At 62.0% G+C, this 17,159-nt stretch carries 14 protein-coding genes; 8 read left to right on the top strand and 6 right to left on the bottom strand.

Translation table 11 applies throughout. From position 1 onward, the window contains the following. Nucleotides 1-2 precede the first annotated feature (2 nt). The 4 genes from IPM54_28790 to IPM54_28775 all read left to right on the top strand — a co-directional run bounded on the left by IPM54_28790 (nucleotide 3) and on the right by IPM54_28775 (nucleotide 4,735). The gene (locus IPM54_28790) at nucleotides 3-701 is read left to right on the top strand and encodes a glutathione S-transferase N-terminal domain-containing protein (GenBank protein ID MBK9263787.1); all 699 of its coding nucleotides are present in this window, start codon (nucleotides 3-5) and stop codon (nucleotides 699-701) included. Nucleotides 702-825: 124 nt separating this feature from the next. Then, a complete protein-coding gene (locus IPM54_28785) occupies nucleotides 826-2,322 on the top strand; it encodes a hypothetical protein (GenBank protein ID MBK9263786.1) in 1,497 nt (498 codons plus the stop codon). 110 nt (nucleotides 2,323-2,432) lie between these two features. Then, on the top strand, nucleotides 2,433-3,347 hold the full coding sequence (locus IPM54_28780) for a D-alanyl-D-alanine carboxypeptidase family protein (GenBank protein ID MBK9263785.1): 915 nt from the start codon (nucleotides 2,433-2,435) through the stop codon (nucleotides 3,345-3,347). A gap of 278 nt (nucleotides 3,348-3,625) precedes the next feature. Next, a complete protein-coding gene (locus IPM54_28775) occupies nucleotides 3,626-4,735 on the top strand; it encodes a M48 family metalloprotease (GenBank protein MBK9263784.1) in 1,110 nt (369 codons plus the stop codon). Between the two features lie 200 nt (nucleotides 4,736-4,935). Here IPM54_28775 and IPM54_28770 read toward each other — a convergent pair whose 3' ends face one another. Continuing rightward, the gene (locus IPM54_28770) at nucleotides 4,936-6,081 is read right to left on the bottom strand and encodes a S8 family serine peptidase (GenBank protein MBK9263783.1); all 1,146 of its coding nucleotides are present in this window, start codon (nucleotides 6,079-6,081) and stop codon (nucleotides 4,936-4,938) included. A 36-nt stretch (nucleotides 6,082-6,117) separates the two neighbouring features. After that, nucleotides 6,118-7,356, bottom strand: coding sequence for a Stp1/IreP family PP2C-type Ser/Thr phosphatase (locus tag IPM54_28765; GenBank protein MBK9263782.1), 1,239 nt, complete (start codon nucleotides 7,354-7,356; stop codon nucleotides 6,118-6,120). 210 nt (nucleotides 7,357-7,566) lie between these two features. Between IPM54_28765 and IPM54_28760 the strand changes: the two genes are divergently transcribed. Beyond that, entirely contained in the window at nucleotides 7,567-8,367 is an 801-nt protein-coding gene (locus IPM54_28760; protein MBK9263781.1) for a hypothetical protein, read from the top strand. Between the two features lie 69 nt (nucleotides 8,368-8,436). Further along, nucleotides 8,437-9,741, top strand: a complete 1,305-nt coding sequence (locus IPM54_28755; GenBank protein ID MBK9263780.1) for a sigma 54-interacting transcriptional regulator — start codon at nucleotides 8,437-8,439, stop codon at nucleotides 9,739-9,741. Nucleotides 9,742-9,804: 63 nt separating this feature from the next. Here IPM54_28755 and IPM54_28750 read toward each other — a convergent pair whose 3' ends face one another. Together IPM54_28750 and IPM54_28745 are read right to left on the bottom strand one after the other, a co-directional pair. Further along, nucleotides 9,805-11,142 carry a hypothetical protein gene (locus tag IPM54_28750; GenBank protein MBK9263779.1) on the bottom strand — a complete coding sequence of 446 codons (1,338 nt, stop codon included), beginning with the start codon at nucleotides 11,140-11,142 and terminating at the stop codon, nucleotides 9,805-9,807. Nucleotides 11,143-11,239: 97 nt separating this feature from the next. Continuing rightward, a complete protein-coding gene (locus tag IPM54_28745) occupies nucleotides 11,240-12,475 on the bottom strand; it encodes a hypothetical protein (protein ID MBK9263778.1) in 1,236 nt (411 codons plus the stop codon). Nucleotides 12,476-12,854: 379 nt separating this feature from the next. Here IPM54_28745 and IPM54_28740 point away from each other — a divergent pair, with 379 nt between their 5' ends. Further along, on the top strand, nucleotides 12,855-14,630 hold the full coding sequence (locus tag IPM54_28740; protein ID MBK9263777.1) for an N-acetylmuramoyl-L-alanine amidase: 1,776 nt from the start codon (nucleotides 12,855-12,857) through the stop codon (nucleotides 14,628-14,630). Between the two features lie 79 nt (nucleotides 14,631-14,709). Here IPM54_28740 and IPM54_28735 read toward each other — a convergent pair whose 3' ends face one another. Continuing rightward, the gene (locus tag IPM54_28735) at nucleotides 14,710-15,291 is read right to left on the bottom strand and encodes a response regulator (GenBank protein MBK9263776.1); all 582 of its coding nucleotides are present in this window, start codon (nucleotides 15,289-15,291) and stop codon (nucleotides 14,710-14,712) included. A gap of 62 nt (nucleotides 15,292-15,353) precedes the next feature. After that, the gene (locus tag IPM54_28730; GenBank protein ID MBK9263775.1) at nucleotides 15,354-16,319 is read right to left on the bottom strand and encodes a hypothetical protein; all 966 of its coding nucleotides are present in this window, start codon (nucleotides 16,317-16,319) and stop codon (nucleotides 15,354-15,356) included. A gap of 304 nt (nucleotides 16,320-16,623) precedes the next feature. On the opposite strand from IPM54_28730, the gene IPM54_28725 reads away from it, so the two are divergent. Beyond that, a complete protein-coding gene (locus IPM54_28725; protein MBK9263774.1) occupies nucleotides 16,624-16,986 on the top strand; it encodes a TraR/DksA C4-type zinc finger protein in 363 nt (120 codons plus the stop codon). Nucleotides 16,987-17,159 lie beyond the last annotated feature (173 nt).

Genomic DNA, 17,159 nt, shown 5'->3' with positions numbered 1-17,159 from the left:
CCATGAACCGTACGGTCGATGTTGCGACGTCTTTTCTGGCCAGTGTCAAGCGTCTCGGCATGGGCATGCGCGTCGGCCGCCTTGGCGCGAGACCCGAAAAGTTGCTCGAGCTCTACGACATCGAGGCTTCGCCGTACTGCCGCAAAGTGCGCGAGGCTCTAAGCATCCTGGACCTCGAAGCGATGATCTATCCGTGCCCGCGTGAAGGCCGGCGCTTTCGACCGATTGTCCAGGAACGAGGGGGCAAACTTCAATTCCCGTTCCTCGTCGACCCGAATGCGAACCTTACGCTGTACGAATCCGACGACATCGTGAAGTACCTCTTCCGCGTCTATGGCGACGGTGACGTTCCGCTGCTTTTGCGGCTCGGTCCGATCACGAATGCAACAGCCCTTGGCGCAAGCGTGTTGCGCGCGGGGCTCGGCCACTTCGCTCGGCCGTCCCGTGCGCCAGAAAAGCCGCTCGAACTGTGGAGCTTCGAGGCATCGCCGTTTTGTCGTATCGTGCGTGAAGAGTTGTCCGTCCTCGAAATTCCCTACCGACTTCACAACGTCGCAAAGGGAAGCCCGAGTCGTCAGGCGTTCATTGCGCGGTCGGGCCGCATGATGGTTCCGTTCCTTCACGATCCCAACATGGACGTGGACATGTTCGAATCGGCCGACATCGTCGACTACTTGCGGAGGACGTACGCGACCCGCTGAGAGCGCTCAGAAGGCTGCCCCGAAAGAACCAGTCGTCGGCCCGAAATCGACGCTCTTCTTCGTCATTTCGTTCCGCCATCCAGACGGCCTCGAGGGCAAGTTCGATCTCGAGCGGTACGAACAAGTGCTGCTCGCGCGAGGCGACTTCAAGCCGCGCAAGATCGACGATCCGGCGCTGTTGCCGCACCTGAACATTCACGTGCGAGATGGCCGGCTCCTGCGCGCCTACGAGCCCACGGGTCAGCTTGCAAATCTCTTCGATCCACGTTCGATGTGGCTCTTCGAACGCGCGCCGAAAAAGCCGAAGCCCGAAGCCGAAGATCCGGCCAAAGTTGCGCAAGCCAAACCCGAGGGCGACGGTGATGCCGCTTCGCCGCAAACGCAGCCTCCATCGATGCCTCCGCCTGCGCAAAGCGTGCCTCCATCGAAAGACGATGGCGGAAGGAAGCAACGCGACAGCAAGAGGCCCGAAGGTTTGCCGTGCAAAATCACCACGCCCCCGCGGCTCTACATCATCGAGACGGGGTACGTGTTCGTCGTCTTCGGCGTCAAACCCGAAGGAAAAACCCTCGCCGCATTCCAGGATTTTTACGCGGGCGTCGTTCGACGCGGGTTCGTTCATCTGCTCCCCGAGAGCATGCCGAAGAAGCGAATCAACAAAGAGGGCGACACCAAACCGCACCCGCTCGTGGCGATGGGCGAGCAAGCGAAGATCGAAGACACGACCATTCGCCACTGGCTGAGACTGTTCATTCCCGAAGTGATGCTCGATGCCCCGATTGGAAGCTGGCCGAACCCGATGGCGGTCAACGTGGTCTTCGTCGAGGGGCTTCCCGAGGCTGCCGATCGGTATCGTTTGCGGCTTGCGCACGCGAGTGATCAGCCCATCGAGCCATCCGCTGCCGACTGCGAGACGCGAGGTCATCCCGCCATGTGGGAGCCTTCGGCGCGCGAGCTGTGCATGTTTTCTCCCGTGGGCATCACCTGGGCCATCTGGCCGCTCGATGCCAAAGGCGTCCTTGCGCAGTTCGATGGCATGGTCCTCGATCGGTATGTGTACAAATGGATTCTCGTCGAGCACGAGCGGCTCTTTTTGCTCGAGCTGTCGAGCGCTTGCGCGAGCATGTCGAACAAGCCCGACGCGCGCATCTTCGGGCAGCTTCGCTTGGCGCTCCTGCAATACACGGCGAAATTCAGCTTTGGCCATGTGAGCAGCGAAGAGCGACACGATCGGTTTTATTGCGGCCTGCGCAACGCGCTCGACATCGGCGGACTCTTCGATGAGGTCAAAGGCGAGATCACGGAGATTGACGAGTATCTATCGGACAAACGCGCGGACCTTTTGAACCAGGTGCTTGCCTTTTTGACCCTGGTGCTCACGCCGGTGGGTCTCGTCATTGGCATCTTCGAGCGCGAGACCTTGCCGGCGTTCGATTTTGCGTGGGGCGATCTGTGGGGGGATCAGGCATGGGCGACGTGGAGCAAGTTGATTTTCCACGTTCCCTTGTGGCTCACGGTGCTCGCGGCGGTCGTTGGGTTTGTCCTGTTCACGCGATTGCTTGGGATGCAAACGGTTCGGGAGCTCACGCGGAAACTGGCGAACCCGTCGACGGAAGATTGAGCCCTGGATCTTTTTTCCATCTGGTCATGATTTGATCCACCTCGCAGATTCGCGTTTTCGCGCGAATTCGTGTGAATGGTGCGGGCATGGGGTGTGCAATCGCCAGGGACATGACCACCCGCCACTCCTCTCTGTTCGTTACGACATTCGCTCTCGCTTTTGCCGCCGCGCCCTTGCTCACGGGGTGTATGGCCGAACCGACGGAGCTTGCCGATGAAGAAGTCGATGGGCTTGTCGAATCGCCGGAACCGACCGAAGTCGTAGAAGACAGTGCGACGGGCACGTCGGTGCTCACGGCGGCGGGATCGAGCTGTTCGACGGGGAGCGTCAAGGGGCTTTCGAAGCAGATCATTGCCGAAGCTCGGTGTATGAACGCCAATGCTTACGTCGCGATCAACGACCTTGGCAACGTGAGTTGGAGCTCCATCGTTTTCCCGTATATCGAAAAGCCTGCCCGCGACAAACTGGTTGCGGCGCTGAATGCGAATAAGGGTAAAACCATGACGATCAATTCGGCGCTTCGCACCGTTGCACAGCAATACCTGCTTTATCGCTGGTATCAGACGGGTCGTTGTGGCATTTCGCTCGCCGCGAAGCCGGGCAATTCGAATCATGAAACGGGTTTGGCGCTGGACGTGAGCCAATACAGCACGTGGAAGCCGATCTTGACGAATTACGGCTTCAAGTGGCTCGGTTCGAGCGATCCTTGGCATTTCGATTATGTGGGTGCGGGTGCCGTGAGCCACAAGGGGCTCGACGTCAAAGCATTCCAGCGGCTTTGGAATCGCAACAACCCGGGCGACAAGATTGCCGCGGATGGTATTTGGGGTCCGCAGACGGAAGCGCGCATGAAGAAAGCGCCGGCCGGTGGGTTTGCGACGGGTGCGACGTGTGGATCGGCGATTCTGGAGCCGGAGGTCGAGCGCTTGCTGGACGAGGACGATTTCGGCGCCATCGAGCTCAATCCGGTGCAAGACGTTGCGGAAGAGGTCGAGCACGAGAGCTGCGCAGACGGCGCGCATTGATGGGATTGTAAACGAGAGAGCGGTCCCGTTTGGAATAAGGCGAAATCGGGGGTATGGGGGGCAGAGCAGTCGGCTCGTCTTTTGGGCGCAGCCCAAAAGACTCAAAGAGCCGCCTGCGAGCCCCCCATCGTGAACTAGCCTCGCGAAGCGCGCGTCCCACGCGCGCGAAGCGAGGGTGCAAGCTCTGGCCTGCCTGCAAATCATCCCACGCAAAGTTTCTACGCATCACCTCTGCGCGATCGGCGGACGTCGCTCGTCCATCGGCTATGCTCTCGCCCATGTCTTCGTTCGCGCGGCGTTTCGCCAGCCTGTCGTCCTTCGTTGCCATCTCCGCGTTGCTCGTCGGCTCATTTGTCGGTTGCAACCGCAACAAGCAGCCCAGCTACGCGCAAAATCAGCCGGGGCAATACCCGCAACAGCCGGGGCAGTACCCGCAGCAGCCGGGGCAATACCCGCAGCAACCGGGGCAATACCCGCAGCAGCCGGGGCAGTACCCGCAGCAGCCACAACAGCCGCAGCAACCTCAGCCGCAGCCCACGAGTCCGATTCCAGGCTTGCCGTTCCCGATACCGGGCATGCCTGGAGGGACGACCAATCCGCTGACGGATCCCATCAACTTGATGGACATCAACTGGCTGCGCACGCAAGCGGGCGTCGTCATGGGCGAGCTCATTCAGGCGCTGCCGGCGGACAAGAATGCCATCGTGCGTGACATCCCGTTCATCGCGGATCCAACGCCGGGCGAAGTGAATGCGTTTGCCGCGTGCGACGATCAGGGTTTGCCCCTGATGGCGATCACCGACGGCTTGCTCGAAGTCGAAGCGTACATCGCGCAGTTCAAAGCAAACGATGAAACGTTCGGCACGCGAAAGCTCGACGAGTACCTGCGACTGCTCGCACAAAACGGCGGTTTTGCGCGGCCACCTGCCGGGTTTGTCGATCCGACGCAAGCCGTCGACGGTCGCAAGGTCGCGCGTCAGCATCAGCTTTTCGAGGAACAGGTGGGGTTTGTCCTGGGCCACGAGCTCGGCCACCATCACCTCGGGCACCTCGGGTGCACGGCGAATCGAGGCGGTAGTCGTGGCGTTACGCCGGCGGATCTCGGACGGCTTCTGTCGCGCACGCTGCCGGTCTTCAACCAGCCCAACGAAATCGCGGCTGACATGGCAGGCACCAAGAACGTGCTCGCAGCAGGCGCGCGGCGACAAGGCTACAAGTGGACCGAGAACGGCGCGATCCTGACGTTGCAGTTCTTTGCGAACCTCGATCAGCTCACGCCCGCCACGGTCGTCTTCGGCTTCGAGCGATCACATCCGCATCCGCTCATCCGGCTGCCCATCGTGCAGCAGTCCGCAGCAGGATGGAGGCTGACGGGCGGCATGTGGTGAGCGTGTCGTAGGTTTGTCTTTCCAGATCAAATAAGGTTGCAAGACACATCCGGGGGGTATGGGGGGCAGAGCAGTCGGCTCGTCTTTTGGGCGAAGCCCAAAAGACTTATAGAGCCGCCTGCGAGCCCCCCATCGTGACTAGACTCTCGCGAGCGCGCGTTCCACGCGCGCGAAGCGAGCTTCCGACTCCAGGCGTGGCATCAAACACGTCGAAGTCCCAACGCTTCAGCCACAGCCGCAGCCGGCGAAACCACGCCCCAACCTTGACGTTCCAGCGCGATGCCATCCACGCCGCGCGCGGTCGTCATCAGGATGCGCCTGCATTGATGTGGTCGCAGATCGGGATTCGCTTCGAGCATCTGCGCGACCACGCTGCTCACGATGGGCGCCGCGAAGCTCGTGCCATCCACGTGTTTGTAGTGATCCGATATCACTTTCTGCCCATGCAACTTGCCCCCGACGAGCTGCCGGATGAGGTACGGCTCGCGTTTGGCGATGGCATCGAGGTCCGGATCGATCCCTTCATGTTCGGCCAGCACACGCGATAGTTCATCGTCGGATGTTTCATCGAGCGTGTTCAGCAAGCGTGCTTGTGCGGCCGTGGGCGTGCCCGGAAGAATGGGCGCAGCGACGTGAATCGCAGGAGCGATGATCTCGGGCTTCTGCAAGCCATCGATCGTGAGGCCATACGACGAGTGGTAATGGCCCGAGTGCTTGCCCGTGCCTCCATCGTCGAGTCCACCCACCGCAATCACGCTCGGTGCGCTCGCTGGAGGCAGCACGTGATGTGCAGACAAATGCCCATCGTTGCCCGCTGCAGCGACGACCACGATGCCCTGGCGTGACGCTTCATCGGCAGCACGTGACAAAGGATCGGTCAGGAAGGACTCTTCGTAGTCACCGCCGCACGAGATGTTGAGCACACGAATGCCGTACTGCTCGCGATGTTCGAGCACCCATTCGATGCCGCGGCGAATGTCGTCGTGCCGTATGCGATGCGCGTAGCCGACCTTCACCAGAACCAAGTTCGCTTGCCACGCCAAACCTCGAAAGAGCCCGCCTGAAAGCGACCCGCTTCCCGCGGCAACGACGCTCGTCATCATGCCGTGCCACGACGACGCATCAGAGCGCTCGAGGCCTGCGCGACCAGCCGCGGGGCTGAACAGATCGTGATACGCGACGATGCGATCTTCGGGCGTCGTCAAATCAGGGTGCGCGTAGAAGCCTGAATCGAGAAATGCGATCGTCACGCCGCGCCCGGAAAAACGCGCATCGGCACCGAGGCGATCGGCGATGGGCAAAATGCGCGCACGGTGCGCCGAGTGAGAGGTCGAAGGACGGGCCATCGAGGGTCGTGCCTACGCGATTCGTTTGTGGCGCAATCAATCCGGTTCGATCTTCAGACCGCATTCGGTGCAGAAGAAGTTCCCGACGTAGAGCTCGTGATCGCAGCGCCGACAACGCGCAACCGTGATGTCGTCGATGGACGTCGGACCGTCGTACTCGTCGTGCACGTCGAGCAACGCAACGTCTTCTTCCACGACGTCCACGTGCTCGATCGCCACATCGTCCGCGGGGCTGCCGAGAATGCCCTTCTTGCGCAGATCGACCGGCATCGTGTCTTCCATCCACGATTCCGGATCGCCCGCATCTTCTTCGGCTCCCGTGATCGTGATGGCGGGCTTGGCAACCGCAGGCGCCGTGTCGTCGTCCTCGAAATCGTTCGGAATCGGCTGCGATAGCACCGCTTCTTCGACGTCGAGCTCGGGCGCATCCGTCGATTCGAAGTCGATCTCCGCCTCGCTCACCGACACGTCGGGAGCATTGGGATCGACTGATTCTGCACGCACGAGGAGCGCGGAGATGTTGTCCGTTCCGCCCGCTTCGTTCGCCATCGCGACGAGCAGCTCGCACGCTTCGTCGAGGTCGTTTGTCAAAGAAAACACTTCGAGGATCTGATCGTTGTTGATCATCCCCGTGAGACCGTCCGAGCACAGCAAGAAGACGTCCTCGGGCTCGACGTGCACCGACTGAACGTCGACCTTGACGGCGTCTTTCATGCCGAGCGCCCGCGTGATCACGTTCTTCGGCAGTCGCGCCAGCTCCTCTTGCGTCAAGTCGGGCTTCAGCGCGAGCGCGTCGTTGATGAGCGAGTGGTCTCGCGTGATCTGCTCGATCTCGCCGTCGCGAATGCGATAGCAACGGCTGTCGCCCACGTGCGCGATGTGCAGATCCGAGCCGTCGAAGTGAATCGCGACGATGGTCGATCCCATGCCGCGATTTTCTTTGCGGGTCGAAGAAACCTCGAAAACGTCACGATTCGCCTTGCGTACGCCCTGCACCAAACGTGCAGCGCCATGCGGCAAATTCGCTTCGTCGGGCGGCACCGGAGTAGGCAGTGCACCCGTCTCCGTGGCATCGAAAAAACTCTGCATCGACGATGCAGCAAGCGCACTCGCAACGTGACCAGTCGAGTGGCCACCCATGCCATCGGCGACCAAAAACAGGCCGACTTTCGGCGCTACGAGAACATTGTCTTCGTTGTGCCGACGCTGGCGACCTACATCGGTCAATCCCGCTGCTGCGATGCGGATCGCGCGGCCCGGCTGGCTCTTCGACATGCGACCGCGGATCATAGCGGGACGTTCTAGGTCCACTGCAAGAGCATCGTTCGGAACTTCAGTCAGTTCGTTGATACGCACCGTGGCTATTATACTGGTTAAAATTACATTTGCGAAAATTGTGATTTGCATGCCTCGTCGCGGAGCGTCATCCTTCGACCGACATGCTTTGCGCTTTGCCGCGAGCGGTCGACCGTTCTAGAGCCCTCCGTGATGCGCACTGCACCCAGTTCGAACATTTGGGGCTTCGGGTCGTCTTCGGCGCCCTTCGCTCCAAACCCCCGTCGTATCTGTTCCGCGCTCGTCGCCGCTTCGCTCGTCGCTCTTGCCTCCCACAGCTTCGCCCAGACGCCCTCGGACGACGACGACGAGCCTTACGAGGCTCCGCCCGAGCCTGGCGCAGGCACGCCTCGGGACTACGCACCGGACCTGCGCCGTGGTGCCGTTCTGGTGACGGTTGGCACGGGCCTGCTCGCTCCTGTGGGCGAAAGCATTCAAGACGTCGCGCTGCCGGGCCTCGTTGCTCCAGGTTTGGGCCTGCGAGCGGCCGCGGGCTTCGGGCTGAGCCGTCACCTGTCGCTCGAGCTCATGGGCACGTACGGCATGTTCTCGGCCGGAGAAACGTGCGTATCGTGCAGCGGGAGCACCTTTGGCCTCGGTTTTGGTATTACGTATCACCTGGCCCAGGGCATCGCGTTCGACCCGTGGGCCAGCATCGGCATGAATTACCGAGCAATGACGATCGAAACGTCCGCAGACTCGGCAATTGCCGGCGTTGGGAGCTACAGCGGCTGGGATTTCGCCAGGATCGCGCTGGGCGGGACGTATTATCCAGCGCCTTTCGTAGGCTTCGGACCGTACCTCGAAGCAGCGGTCGGCACGTTCCGGCTGCTTCCCGACGGTCGTTCCGGCTCCGGCGTGCACGCCTTCATCGACTTTGGCCTGCGCGTCACGTTCGATCCCTTACGTCCCGGCAAGTTGGCGCCCCAAAAGGCAACGGCTTCACGCTGACTTCGAACGATTTTTCTGGCGTCTTGATTTTTTACGCAACTCGGGCCTCGCTCGGATCGATATGTGTTTGTGGAACGACAAACTCACTACGCGCCTTCGCCTTCATCTCTCGACGACCTGACTTTGGACCTCGCCTGCGCGGTTGATTCCGCAGCGGGGCCGGTGTGGATCCGCTTCGAGAATGCACACGAACAGCACACGATACGACTCGATCCGGGCCATCAGGTCGTCGTCGGATCGAACATCAACGTCGACGTTCGACTGACGGATCGCACGGTCAGCGGGCGTCATGCGGGCATCGTGCACTGCGGTGACGGCATCGAAGTCGTCGACTTCGGATCACGCAACGGCGTGCGTGCAGGCGGCGCTCGCGTGCAGCGTGCGTGGCTTTTCCGCGGCGGTACGGTGGAGCTCGGGCGAACGACGGTGTTCGTCGAAGCGCCCACGGGCGGGCGAAACGCGGGCCCAGCGTCGCTACTGCCGGGGCTCGTCGGCACGAGCGATGCGATGCAGCGGCTCGCGATGACCGTGCGACGTCTTGCGCCGATGAAGCTGCCCGCGATGATTCGAGGTGAGTCGGGCAGCGGCAAAGAGCTCGTTGCGCGGGCGATGCACAAGGAGAGCAGGCGTGCAGAAGGGCCGTTTGTCGCGATAAACGCGGCGACGATCTCGCGCGAGCTTGCCGAGTCCGAGCTATTTGGACACGTCAAAGGTGCGTTCACGGGGGCTCAACGCGATCGTCGAGGTGCTTTTCGTGCAGCGCACAAAGGAACGCTGTTCCTCGATGAAATCGGGTCCTTGCCGATCGATGTGCAAGCAAAGCTCTTGCGCGTGGTGGAAGAAGGCGTCGTGTGGCCGCTCGGTGCGGAAGTTGCGACGCCGGTCGACGTGCGTCTCGTGGTGGCAACGTGCGAGCCGCTCGAACAGATGATCAAGGCGAAGCGATTCCGACCTGACTTGTACGAGCGCTTGGCCGTGTGTGCGGTGCACGTGCCGCCGCTTCGCGAGCGCACGGGGGACATCGATGCGCTGTGCAAACATCTGCTCGCGACATCGGGCCTCGAGGACTACGTGATCTCTGCGTCCGCTCTTGCCGAGCTGCGGATGTATCGATGGCCGGGCAATGTGCGCGAGCTGCGCAACATCATCGTGCAAGCGGCGATGCGAGCCCCAGGATCATTCATCGACGTGGGCCACGTGTCGCGCGTCATCGCGGAGCGCACGGGCGCATCGGGCGTGAAGTACAGCGCGGAGGATTTGCAAAAGATCTTCGATGAGTCGGGGCGCAACATCAGCGAAGCCGCCAGGCGCGCGATGCTTCCGCGCACGACGATGCGCGACTTGCTGCGCGCTGCAGGGATACGAATGGGGTAGGGGATGAAGGTTTGAGAACGAAGCGACGATCGTTGGAGTTACAACGATCGTCGCGAGCGATTTTCAGAACGTGCCGACGACGCCGACGCCTTGGTAGTTCGTCGTCACGGTGGGCGTGATGGCGACCACGCGAGGACGAATGGCGCCTGTCTCGGGCGTCGTGGTCGTCGCTTTGGGCTTCGCGCTGTACCAATCGATGTACGCATAGACGGCTGTGCCGATGGCGCCGATGCCAAAGAGCGACCAACCGACGGCGGTGACGACCTTGTTCTTGTCGTAGTCGGCGAGGTCCGTACGCAGCGTGTCGCACGCGCTTTCGTAGCCGGCCAAATCGCTTCCGGACACTTCGGTCGATCCGCATGGCGGGTTTTTCCCGAAGTCGGTGCTCGGATCCGTCGCCGCGTAGTCGCGAATTTCGGTCGCGTGTTGATCAGCCTTGCCGCTCGTCACGCCCATGCCGATGGCGCCGCCGATGCCGAGGCCGAGTCCGACGGCAGTCACGCCGGTGCCAACCCACGCGATGGGTTTCTTCTTGTACCAGGTGAAGAACGGTTCACGCGTTCCTGTCACGGTATCTGGCGGGGGCTGCGTGTCCATCGACCCCATGCCGGTGCCTGTTCCGCCATCAGGTGGGTAGTTTGTCCCGACGTTTTGTCCCGTCCCCGTTCCGGTTCCCTGACCATACGGATTGTTCGGGATGTTCCACGTCGGTGGTGGCGGCGGCGGAGGTGGCGGTGGCGGAGGCGTTGCGGGAGGCGGTGGCGGCGGTGGTGGAGGCGGTGGCGGCGGCGGTGGCGCGGCTTGTGCCGTGCTCATCGCGAGCGTCGCGACGGCTGCGGAATTGAGCTTCGCGTCCACGGTCGTGGTCGCTGTTTTTCCGCCGACCGTTGCAGTCACCGTGTGGGATCCCGGCTTGACGAAGATGACGTTGAGCAACGGAGACTTGCCGACGACGTTGCCATCGACGGCGATCTCCGCGCCTGCAACATCTACGAGCACGGCGATGTGTCCGGTGCGTCGTTTCGCTTCCGCGAGGCTTTTTTCAGCCGTCGCTTTCTGATCAGGCGATGCGTTCGGCATCTCGCGCAAGAACTGCTGCAGATGCATCGCGCCCTCTTCGACGCGGTTCGCTTTGATTTCAGCTTGGCCGAGATTCAGCAGCACGGCGGGGTGTTTCTTGAGCTGATAGGCCTGCTGGAAGGCGAGGCGCGCGTCTTCGAAGCGGCCTGAATCGTATGCCTTTACGCCTTCTTCGTAGCGTTGCCGCGCGACTTCCGTCACCGCGTCGTCGGCAAACGCATTCGGGCTGCCCAAGGTCGCCGGCAAAAGTCCCGTTCCGGACAGCAATCCAGGAGCAGTGAGCGAGAGAAACAAGGCAGTGACGCAAGCGCGTGTCTTCATCAAACCCTCGGCGTGATCGGGATCATCCCGACGTCATGAACCTTCAAGCAAACGATTCGCACAGGGAAGACTGTGGGCGCAAGTTATATACCAATGCTCAGAACGGCGTCTCGCGAATGATCCCACCGCCGGTTTTTACGGTGGCAGTTGGCCTCGGTGCCGCCGTTACAGGTGGCTTGGGCACTGCAACGGTCGCTGTGGCTTTGGCCACCGCAGTCGCCGTTGCCACGGGTTTCGGAGGCTTCGGGGGTTCCGGTTTGGGAGGCTCCGGCTTGGGAGCTTCTGCCTTCGGAGGTTCCGCCGTCTTTGCGTCCGCCTTCGGAGCTTCTGCCTTTGGTTCCTCGGCTTTCGCTGGTTGAGGAGGCTCGGGCGTAGCGGCCGCGGTCTTCGGAGCTTCGGGCGCCGCCGCCTTCGGTGGATCCGACTTCGTCGTCGCGGCGGTTTCTTTCGGCGTTGCCTGCGAGTTTGTCGCCGGCTTGGGTTTGTCTTGCTCGGACCCACCCAGTATGCTCTTGCCAACGAACACGAGACCCACGACCGCGACGAGGGCAAACACCACCTTCAGGATCGTCCCCGTCGACGACTTCTGCATCGGGATCGCATCGAGTGGCGGTTCCGCCATCGCCGCGTCCATGCGAGCCATGGCCACGGCGTCATCCGATGCGGCGGTTGCTGCTGCTGCTGCGGGCGGTTTTTCCTCCGCGTTGGCGTTTGCGGGTGCTGCTTGTTCGGCGACCGTCTTTGCCGGTGCGTCGGACAAACCCGCGACATCCACCTCGGCTTCGACCTCGGCCGCGGGTGGTGCCGTTGCTGGTGCCGCATCTGCTGGAGCCGCATCTGCCGGAGGCGCTTCTGCTGGCGGCGCTTCCGCCATTTCTTTCGGCGCAGCCTCTGCCGGTGCAGCCGCTTCTTCCAGGGTCGCTGCTGTTTCAGCAGGCTCCGCGGCTTCTTTCGCGGGGGCTGGTGCTTCCACGGCAGCAGGAGCTGCAGGTTGCTCCACAGCTGCCGTTTCAATGGGCGGAGCTGGTGGCGGCGTTTCGGGCGCTGCCGACGCAGGCTCGAGCGCTCCCATGGGCACGGTCGCCTTCAAGCTGAATGGTCGTGGTGCGCCCGCCGCCGTAGCCGGTGCCGCCTTCGGTTTGTCGGCGCTTTCCGCAGGCGCATGGGCTGCAGCGCCGTTTCCATTCGAGTGCGCATGCGCCACTGCTGCCACGATCGGCGTGGCCACAGGAAGGTCTTCAACCTCCCACGAAGGCTTGTATTGCAGCGCAAGTCGATCGAGCTCTTCAGGCGTCAAGCTCCCCGACTTCCCTTGAATTTGTTCTAAGGCCATGGGTGGAATCCGAGGGTACCACCCATGCCCGCATACCGCCAAACGCGAGATCTCGAATTGAACGATCGACTGCGAGCTGGTTCTCACCGGCGCCTTCGCAAGACGGAAAGCTTCGCGCCTCGTATGCGCCAAAACCCGTGCGATTTCGTGGATCACGAGCTGCGTTGACCCGCGGCGCAGCAGCAGCAAAGTTCTCGTCGCCGAGCAGGTCGGCGTAAATCGAACGAGGTCCATGGAACCGAAAACGAAACGCCGTGCCGATCCACACATGCGCGATCGTGCGGCAAACGCGCGCCGCACGATCGGTGTCTGCACCGGACAAACCACGTCGCCAAGGACCTCGGCGCGTCGAATCGTGTGCACGCTCTTCGCTGCATCCATGCTGCTCGACGGCTGCAACAAAGGAGCACCCGCACCCGCTCCAACCACCGCGCCAAGCGACGAAGCTCGTGCGACCGCGCTGCTCGATGCGCAGAGCGTGTTGCCACCACGTGCCGAGGTCGTGGCGCTCGCCGACGCCGTCGCCATCGCTTCGTCCAAAGCGGGCCACAACGCACGCGGTGCCGAGCTCGCAGCACTCGCCGCCGCGCTACGCACGCGCGCCTTCCGCCTCGATCGCGCAGATGCGGACGCGCGCGAAGCCCTCGAGCTACACGCCGCCGTCGCAAGTGCGGCCGCCGGAACACCCGTCGGTTGCGAGGCCGATCGGCAACGAGCGCTCCTGGCCGGCGAGCTCGCAGGCGACGCAGCCGTGACGTATCGCGAGCTCTACCTCGCATCACGTCGTCAATCCGTGCTTGCTCCGCGCACGCCTTGCCACGCCGCGATCGATCGCGCCCTGGCGCTCGCATCGCCGTTCAGACCACGCGCCGACATCATGACGGCGCTCGAGCGAGAAGGTGACCTCGCTGCAGCAGGCGCCGCGCGCGGCGCGACCACTCCATCGGCATTTGCGCCGACTTCGCTTGGTTCTGCTCCGACGAACGCAGCGCCAGCACCTGCACCCAAAGTTTCTGCGAGCGCATCGGGTTCCGAAGGCCAGGTCGTCGTTTCACCCAAAGACGACGCCGTCGCCAAAGGCCCTGTCAAAGTTCTTTCGGTCGAACCCTTCGGCAACGACAAAGGCGGCCGGGTCGTGATCCACTTGAGCGGCCCGGCTGCGTTTCAAGTGGGCACACTTGGCGCCGATAGTAGCGCGGGAAAAGATGCCCGCGTCTACGTCGACATCACTCGAGCAACATCGCGCGGCGTCAAAAAAGAGATCGAAGTGGGTGGTGTCGTTCGTCGCGTGCGACTCGGCATTCAAGAACATGGAACGCGTGTCGTTCTCGATCTTGCCGCTTCGCTCTACCGCCGCGTTTTCTACCTGCCCGATCCGTTCCGCATCGTCGTCGACGTGAGCACCAGGCCGCCACTTCGTCAGGACAAACAAGGCCCATCGGGACAACGTGAAGTGCGTCGCGTCGTGATCGATCCCGGCCATGGCGGCACGGATTCGGGAGCGGTCGGACCGACGGGGTTGACCGAGAAAGCCGTGACACTCGACATCGCGCATCGCGCCGCGACGATCGTGTCCCGCGAGCTCGGCATGGAGACGATGCTCACGCGCGACGACGACACGTACGTGCCGCTCGATCTGCGCACGGCGCGAGCCAACGCGTTTCATGCAGATCTCTTCGTCTCGATTCACTGCAATGCGTCCGAGAACGGTCAAGCTCGCGGCCCCATGACGTTCTCGCTCGATCGCGTGCGCGAGCCCGATCGCATGACCATGCGCATCGCCGAACGTGAGAACGCAGCGCGCCCGCTCAAAGCGGGTGCCGAACGCGACACGCGCGCCATCGATGAAGAGATGGCGCTCATCGTCTCGAACCTCGACGTGGGCGATCTGCTCGAGCGATCGCGACACGTGGCGGACTTGCTTCAACGAGCTGCGCTCGCGTCGCTGGGCCAAAGGTGGCCCGACACGAAAGATCAAGGCACCAAGTCGGCCGGTTTCTTCGTGCTCGTCGGTGCGGACATGCCAGCCGTGCTTTTCGAGACGTCGTTCATTTCGAATCCGGAAGACGAAGCGCGATTGAACACGGCCGATTATCGACAAAAGCTCGCCGATGCCGTGGCCAATGCCATTCGCGCGTACCGGGATGGCAAGTGAAGTGGGGCAGGGGGGGATGTGGAGCTAGCGAACCAAGCCGGAGATCCGTTTGTTTACCAACGAATCTCCGGCGCTCGGCTCATTCGCGTTCGAGGCCCATGAGGCGCTCGAGTGAATCGCGCAGATCGGATGCTTCGCCCTTCTTTATGAAGTCGTAAGCGCCAGCTTCGGTCGCGTTTTTCTTCATCTCGTCGGCGTCCGAATACACGATGCAGCGGATGTGCGACGTGAGATCGATCGATCGCAGTCGTTCGAGGCACTTGACCCCATCGAGTCCCGGCATTTTCACATCCAGGATCATCGCGTCAGGCTGAATGTTGCCGACGGCCACGAGCGCATCGAAGGGATCTTGGAAGGTCGTCAGGTCAAACCGCTTGCTGAGCGATTTGCGTAGCGACGCGAGCACCTGTGGATCGTCGTCCACTGCGACCACCTTGGGTTTGCCCAGTTTCAAGACGTCGGGAATCGGGTACCCGTACTTGCGGAGAAAATCGAGGACATCGAGCCTCCGGAAGCGCAAGTGACGACCTGGCGTCCGGAAATGCCGGATTTCCCCCTTGTCCGCCCAGTTATGGATCGTCTTCAAATCGACCTGGCAAAACCGCGCCACATCGCTCGCCGTAAAAAGTTCCGGCTGATTCGTCGTCTCTTTTTCTTCCATGGTTTTTCCTGCTTCCCGGCTTCGACAAACCATCGACGCCGTAGCCGCAAGTCCGAAATCCCCTACTTTCCGGATGCTTGAGGCTCTTTCTCGACGGCGCTTTGGCCGTCCTTCCTTTCCACACCGTTCCCTGTGTCGAGGCTTGCGGAGACCTCGGGCACCTGGGTAGAAGCGAATCCTTTGCCGTCGCCTGGAGCGTCCTCACTGACAAACCGACCATCACGCAGGACGTACCGAGTTGGCCCGTCCACACGCTTTTCGCGAATAGAGTGAGCCGGATCACCCGGCAATGCGATGAAGGGTGGGTTTTCCGCAACGAACTCTGGACATACGGGTAGGAGCGATTGGCGTGCGGCCAGTCGGAACGCACCGTGCACGTCGCGCTCGTTTGCGAGCAATTCGAGAGTGCGTGATGTGGGAGGAGCGAGAAAGAAACGCCCGTCGGCGGCTGCGTCGAGGACGTCCTCGGGGCGAGCCCACATGCTCATCGTCGTTTCATGTTCGTCGTGTTTTCCAACTTGTCCGTCGGGTAATGCGAGCAGGTAGAAGCGAGCATCGAAGCGGCGTGATTCCGCCTCGGGCGTGACCCAACGCGCAAACGGCGCCAGTCGTTCGACGTCGAGCACGATTTTGCGGCGAATGAGCACTTCCAAGAAGCCTTCGGCTTGTGTTTCGCGCAAAAGGTCGCCGAGCGCGTCATTGGCGAGCGCTGGGCGGGTTGGCAGAATGAGCCCTTCTTCGAGGGTTTCTCGGCATGCGGCCACGGCGAGCGCGCGGGCATGCGTTGGATCCGTCGCGAAGAGTGCACTGCGCGAGTCGACGGTCGTCGCTTGATCGAGCCAACGTGGGTCCTCGTCTTTCGCGTCGACTTTTCCGCCCGGAAAAACCAACGCTCCTCCCATGAACGCCGACTTTGCGTGCCTGCGGACGCAGAAAACTTCGATTCCTCGAGCACCGTCGCGGACGATGACGACCGTTGCCGCTTCACGCGGCGGGGTGGTTTTTCGGCTGGGGTCGAATTCTAGCAATATGAAACCCGTTCTTCCATGCGCCGGGCCAGTCGTCAAACAGCAGAAATTCGCAGTAATGCAGAGAGCTGGCATGCGAGCTGGGCAATGTCGCGTTCGTGCTCGCGGTCCAGCACGGCCGTTGTTGACGATTTGATATGCGTCGCCTAACCTTTCGCGCCCTTTGCCGGCCGAACCAGGCTGTGCTCGGGAAGCCCGAGCCTTCCGTTCGCGCGTCGTTTGTCATCCAGGTGCTCGAGTTGCATGCGGCGGGGGGTCGTCCTGGAAGGGCTCGTTGAGGCTGATACGTCGAGGGAAATGCAACATGAACAAGGCGCAGCTCAAGAGGTTCAAGGGTCTCCTGGAAGAGAAGCGCGACGAGATCCTGAAGAAAGCAAAGCAAACGCTGAACGAGGACATGTCCCTCGACGCAAGCGATCTGCCGGACGAAATGGACCTCGCGTCGAGCGAGTACCTGCAATCGTTCACATTTCGTCTGCGGGGTCGCGAGAAGGCGTTTCTCGATAAGATCGACAAAGCGCTGATCAAGATCGAGGACGGAACGTTTGGCATGTGCGAGTCGTGCGAGGAGGAAATTTCCTCCAAGCGCCTCGAAGCTCGCCCCGAAACGACGCTCTGCATTCGCTGCAAAGAAGACCAGGAGCGCGCCGAGAAGGACTTCGGCTGAGCTGTTGCCGGGTCTTGACTTGTGCGCTCGCTACGCGGGCGTGGGACGCCCGCTTCGCGAGGCTAGTCACGATGGGGGGCTCGCAGGCGGCTCTTTGAGTCTATTGGGCTTCGCCCAATAGACGAGCCGACTGCTCTGCCCCCCATACCCCCCGGGATCGAGTCGTAGCCGGG

This window comes from Polyangiaceae bacterium, assembly GCA_016715885.1.
Taxonomy (GTDB): domain Bacteria; phylum Myxococcota_A; class Polyangia; order Polyangiales; family Polyangiaceae; genus Polyangium.
Note: the sequence above shows the minus strand (reverse complement) of the source record. Positions and strands in the feature narration are given on the sequence as shown.

Bases quoted from the DNA above. Each gene is read 5' to 3' on its own strand.
- IPM54_28740 (MBK9263777.1), top strand. From the start codon at position 12,855: ATGCTGCTCGACGGCTGCAACAAAGGAGCACCCGCACCCGCTCCAACC.
- IPM54_28780 (MBK9263785.1), top strand. From the start codon at position 2,433: ATGACCACCCGCCACTCCTCTCTGTTCGTTACGACATTCGCTCTCGCT.
- IPM54_28765 (MBK9263782.1), bottom strand. From the start codon at position 7,356: ATGTCGAAGAGCCAGCCGGGCCGCGCGATCCGCATCGCAGCAGCGGGA.
- IPM54_28745 (MBK9263778.1), bottom strand. From the start codon at position 12,475: ATGGCCTTAGAACAAATTCAAGGGAAGTCGGGGAGCTTGACGCCTGAA.
- IPM54_28770 (MBK9263783.1), bottom strand. From the start codon at position 6,081: ATGGCCCGTCCTTCGACCTCTCACTCGGCGCACCGTGCGCGCATTTTG.
- IPM54_28775 (MBK9263784.1), top strand. From the start codon at position 3,626: ATGTCTTCGTTCGCGCGGCGTTTCGCCAGCCTGTCGTCCTTCGTTGCC.
- IPM54_28735 (MBK9263776.1), bottom strand. From the start codon at position 15,291: ATGGAAGAAAAAGAGACGACGAATCAGCCGGAACTTTTTACGGCGAGC.
- IPM54_28790 (MBK9263787.1), top strand. From the start codon at position 3: ATGAACCGTACGGTCGATGTTGCGACGTCTTTTCTGGCCAGTGTCAAG.
- IPM54_28750 (MBK9263779.1), bottom strand. From the start codon at position 11,142: ATGAAGACACGCGCTTGCGTCACTGCCTTGTTTCTCTCGCTCACTGCT.
- IPM54_28725 (MBK9263774.1), top strand. From the start codon at position 16,624: ATGAACAAGGCGCAGCTCAAGAGGTTCAAGGGTCTCCTGGAAGAGAAG.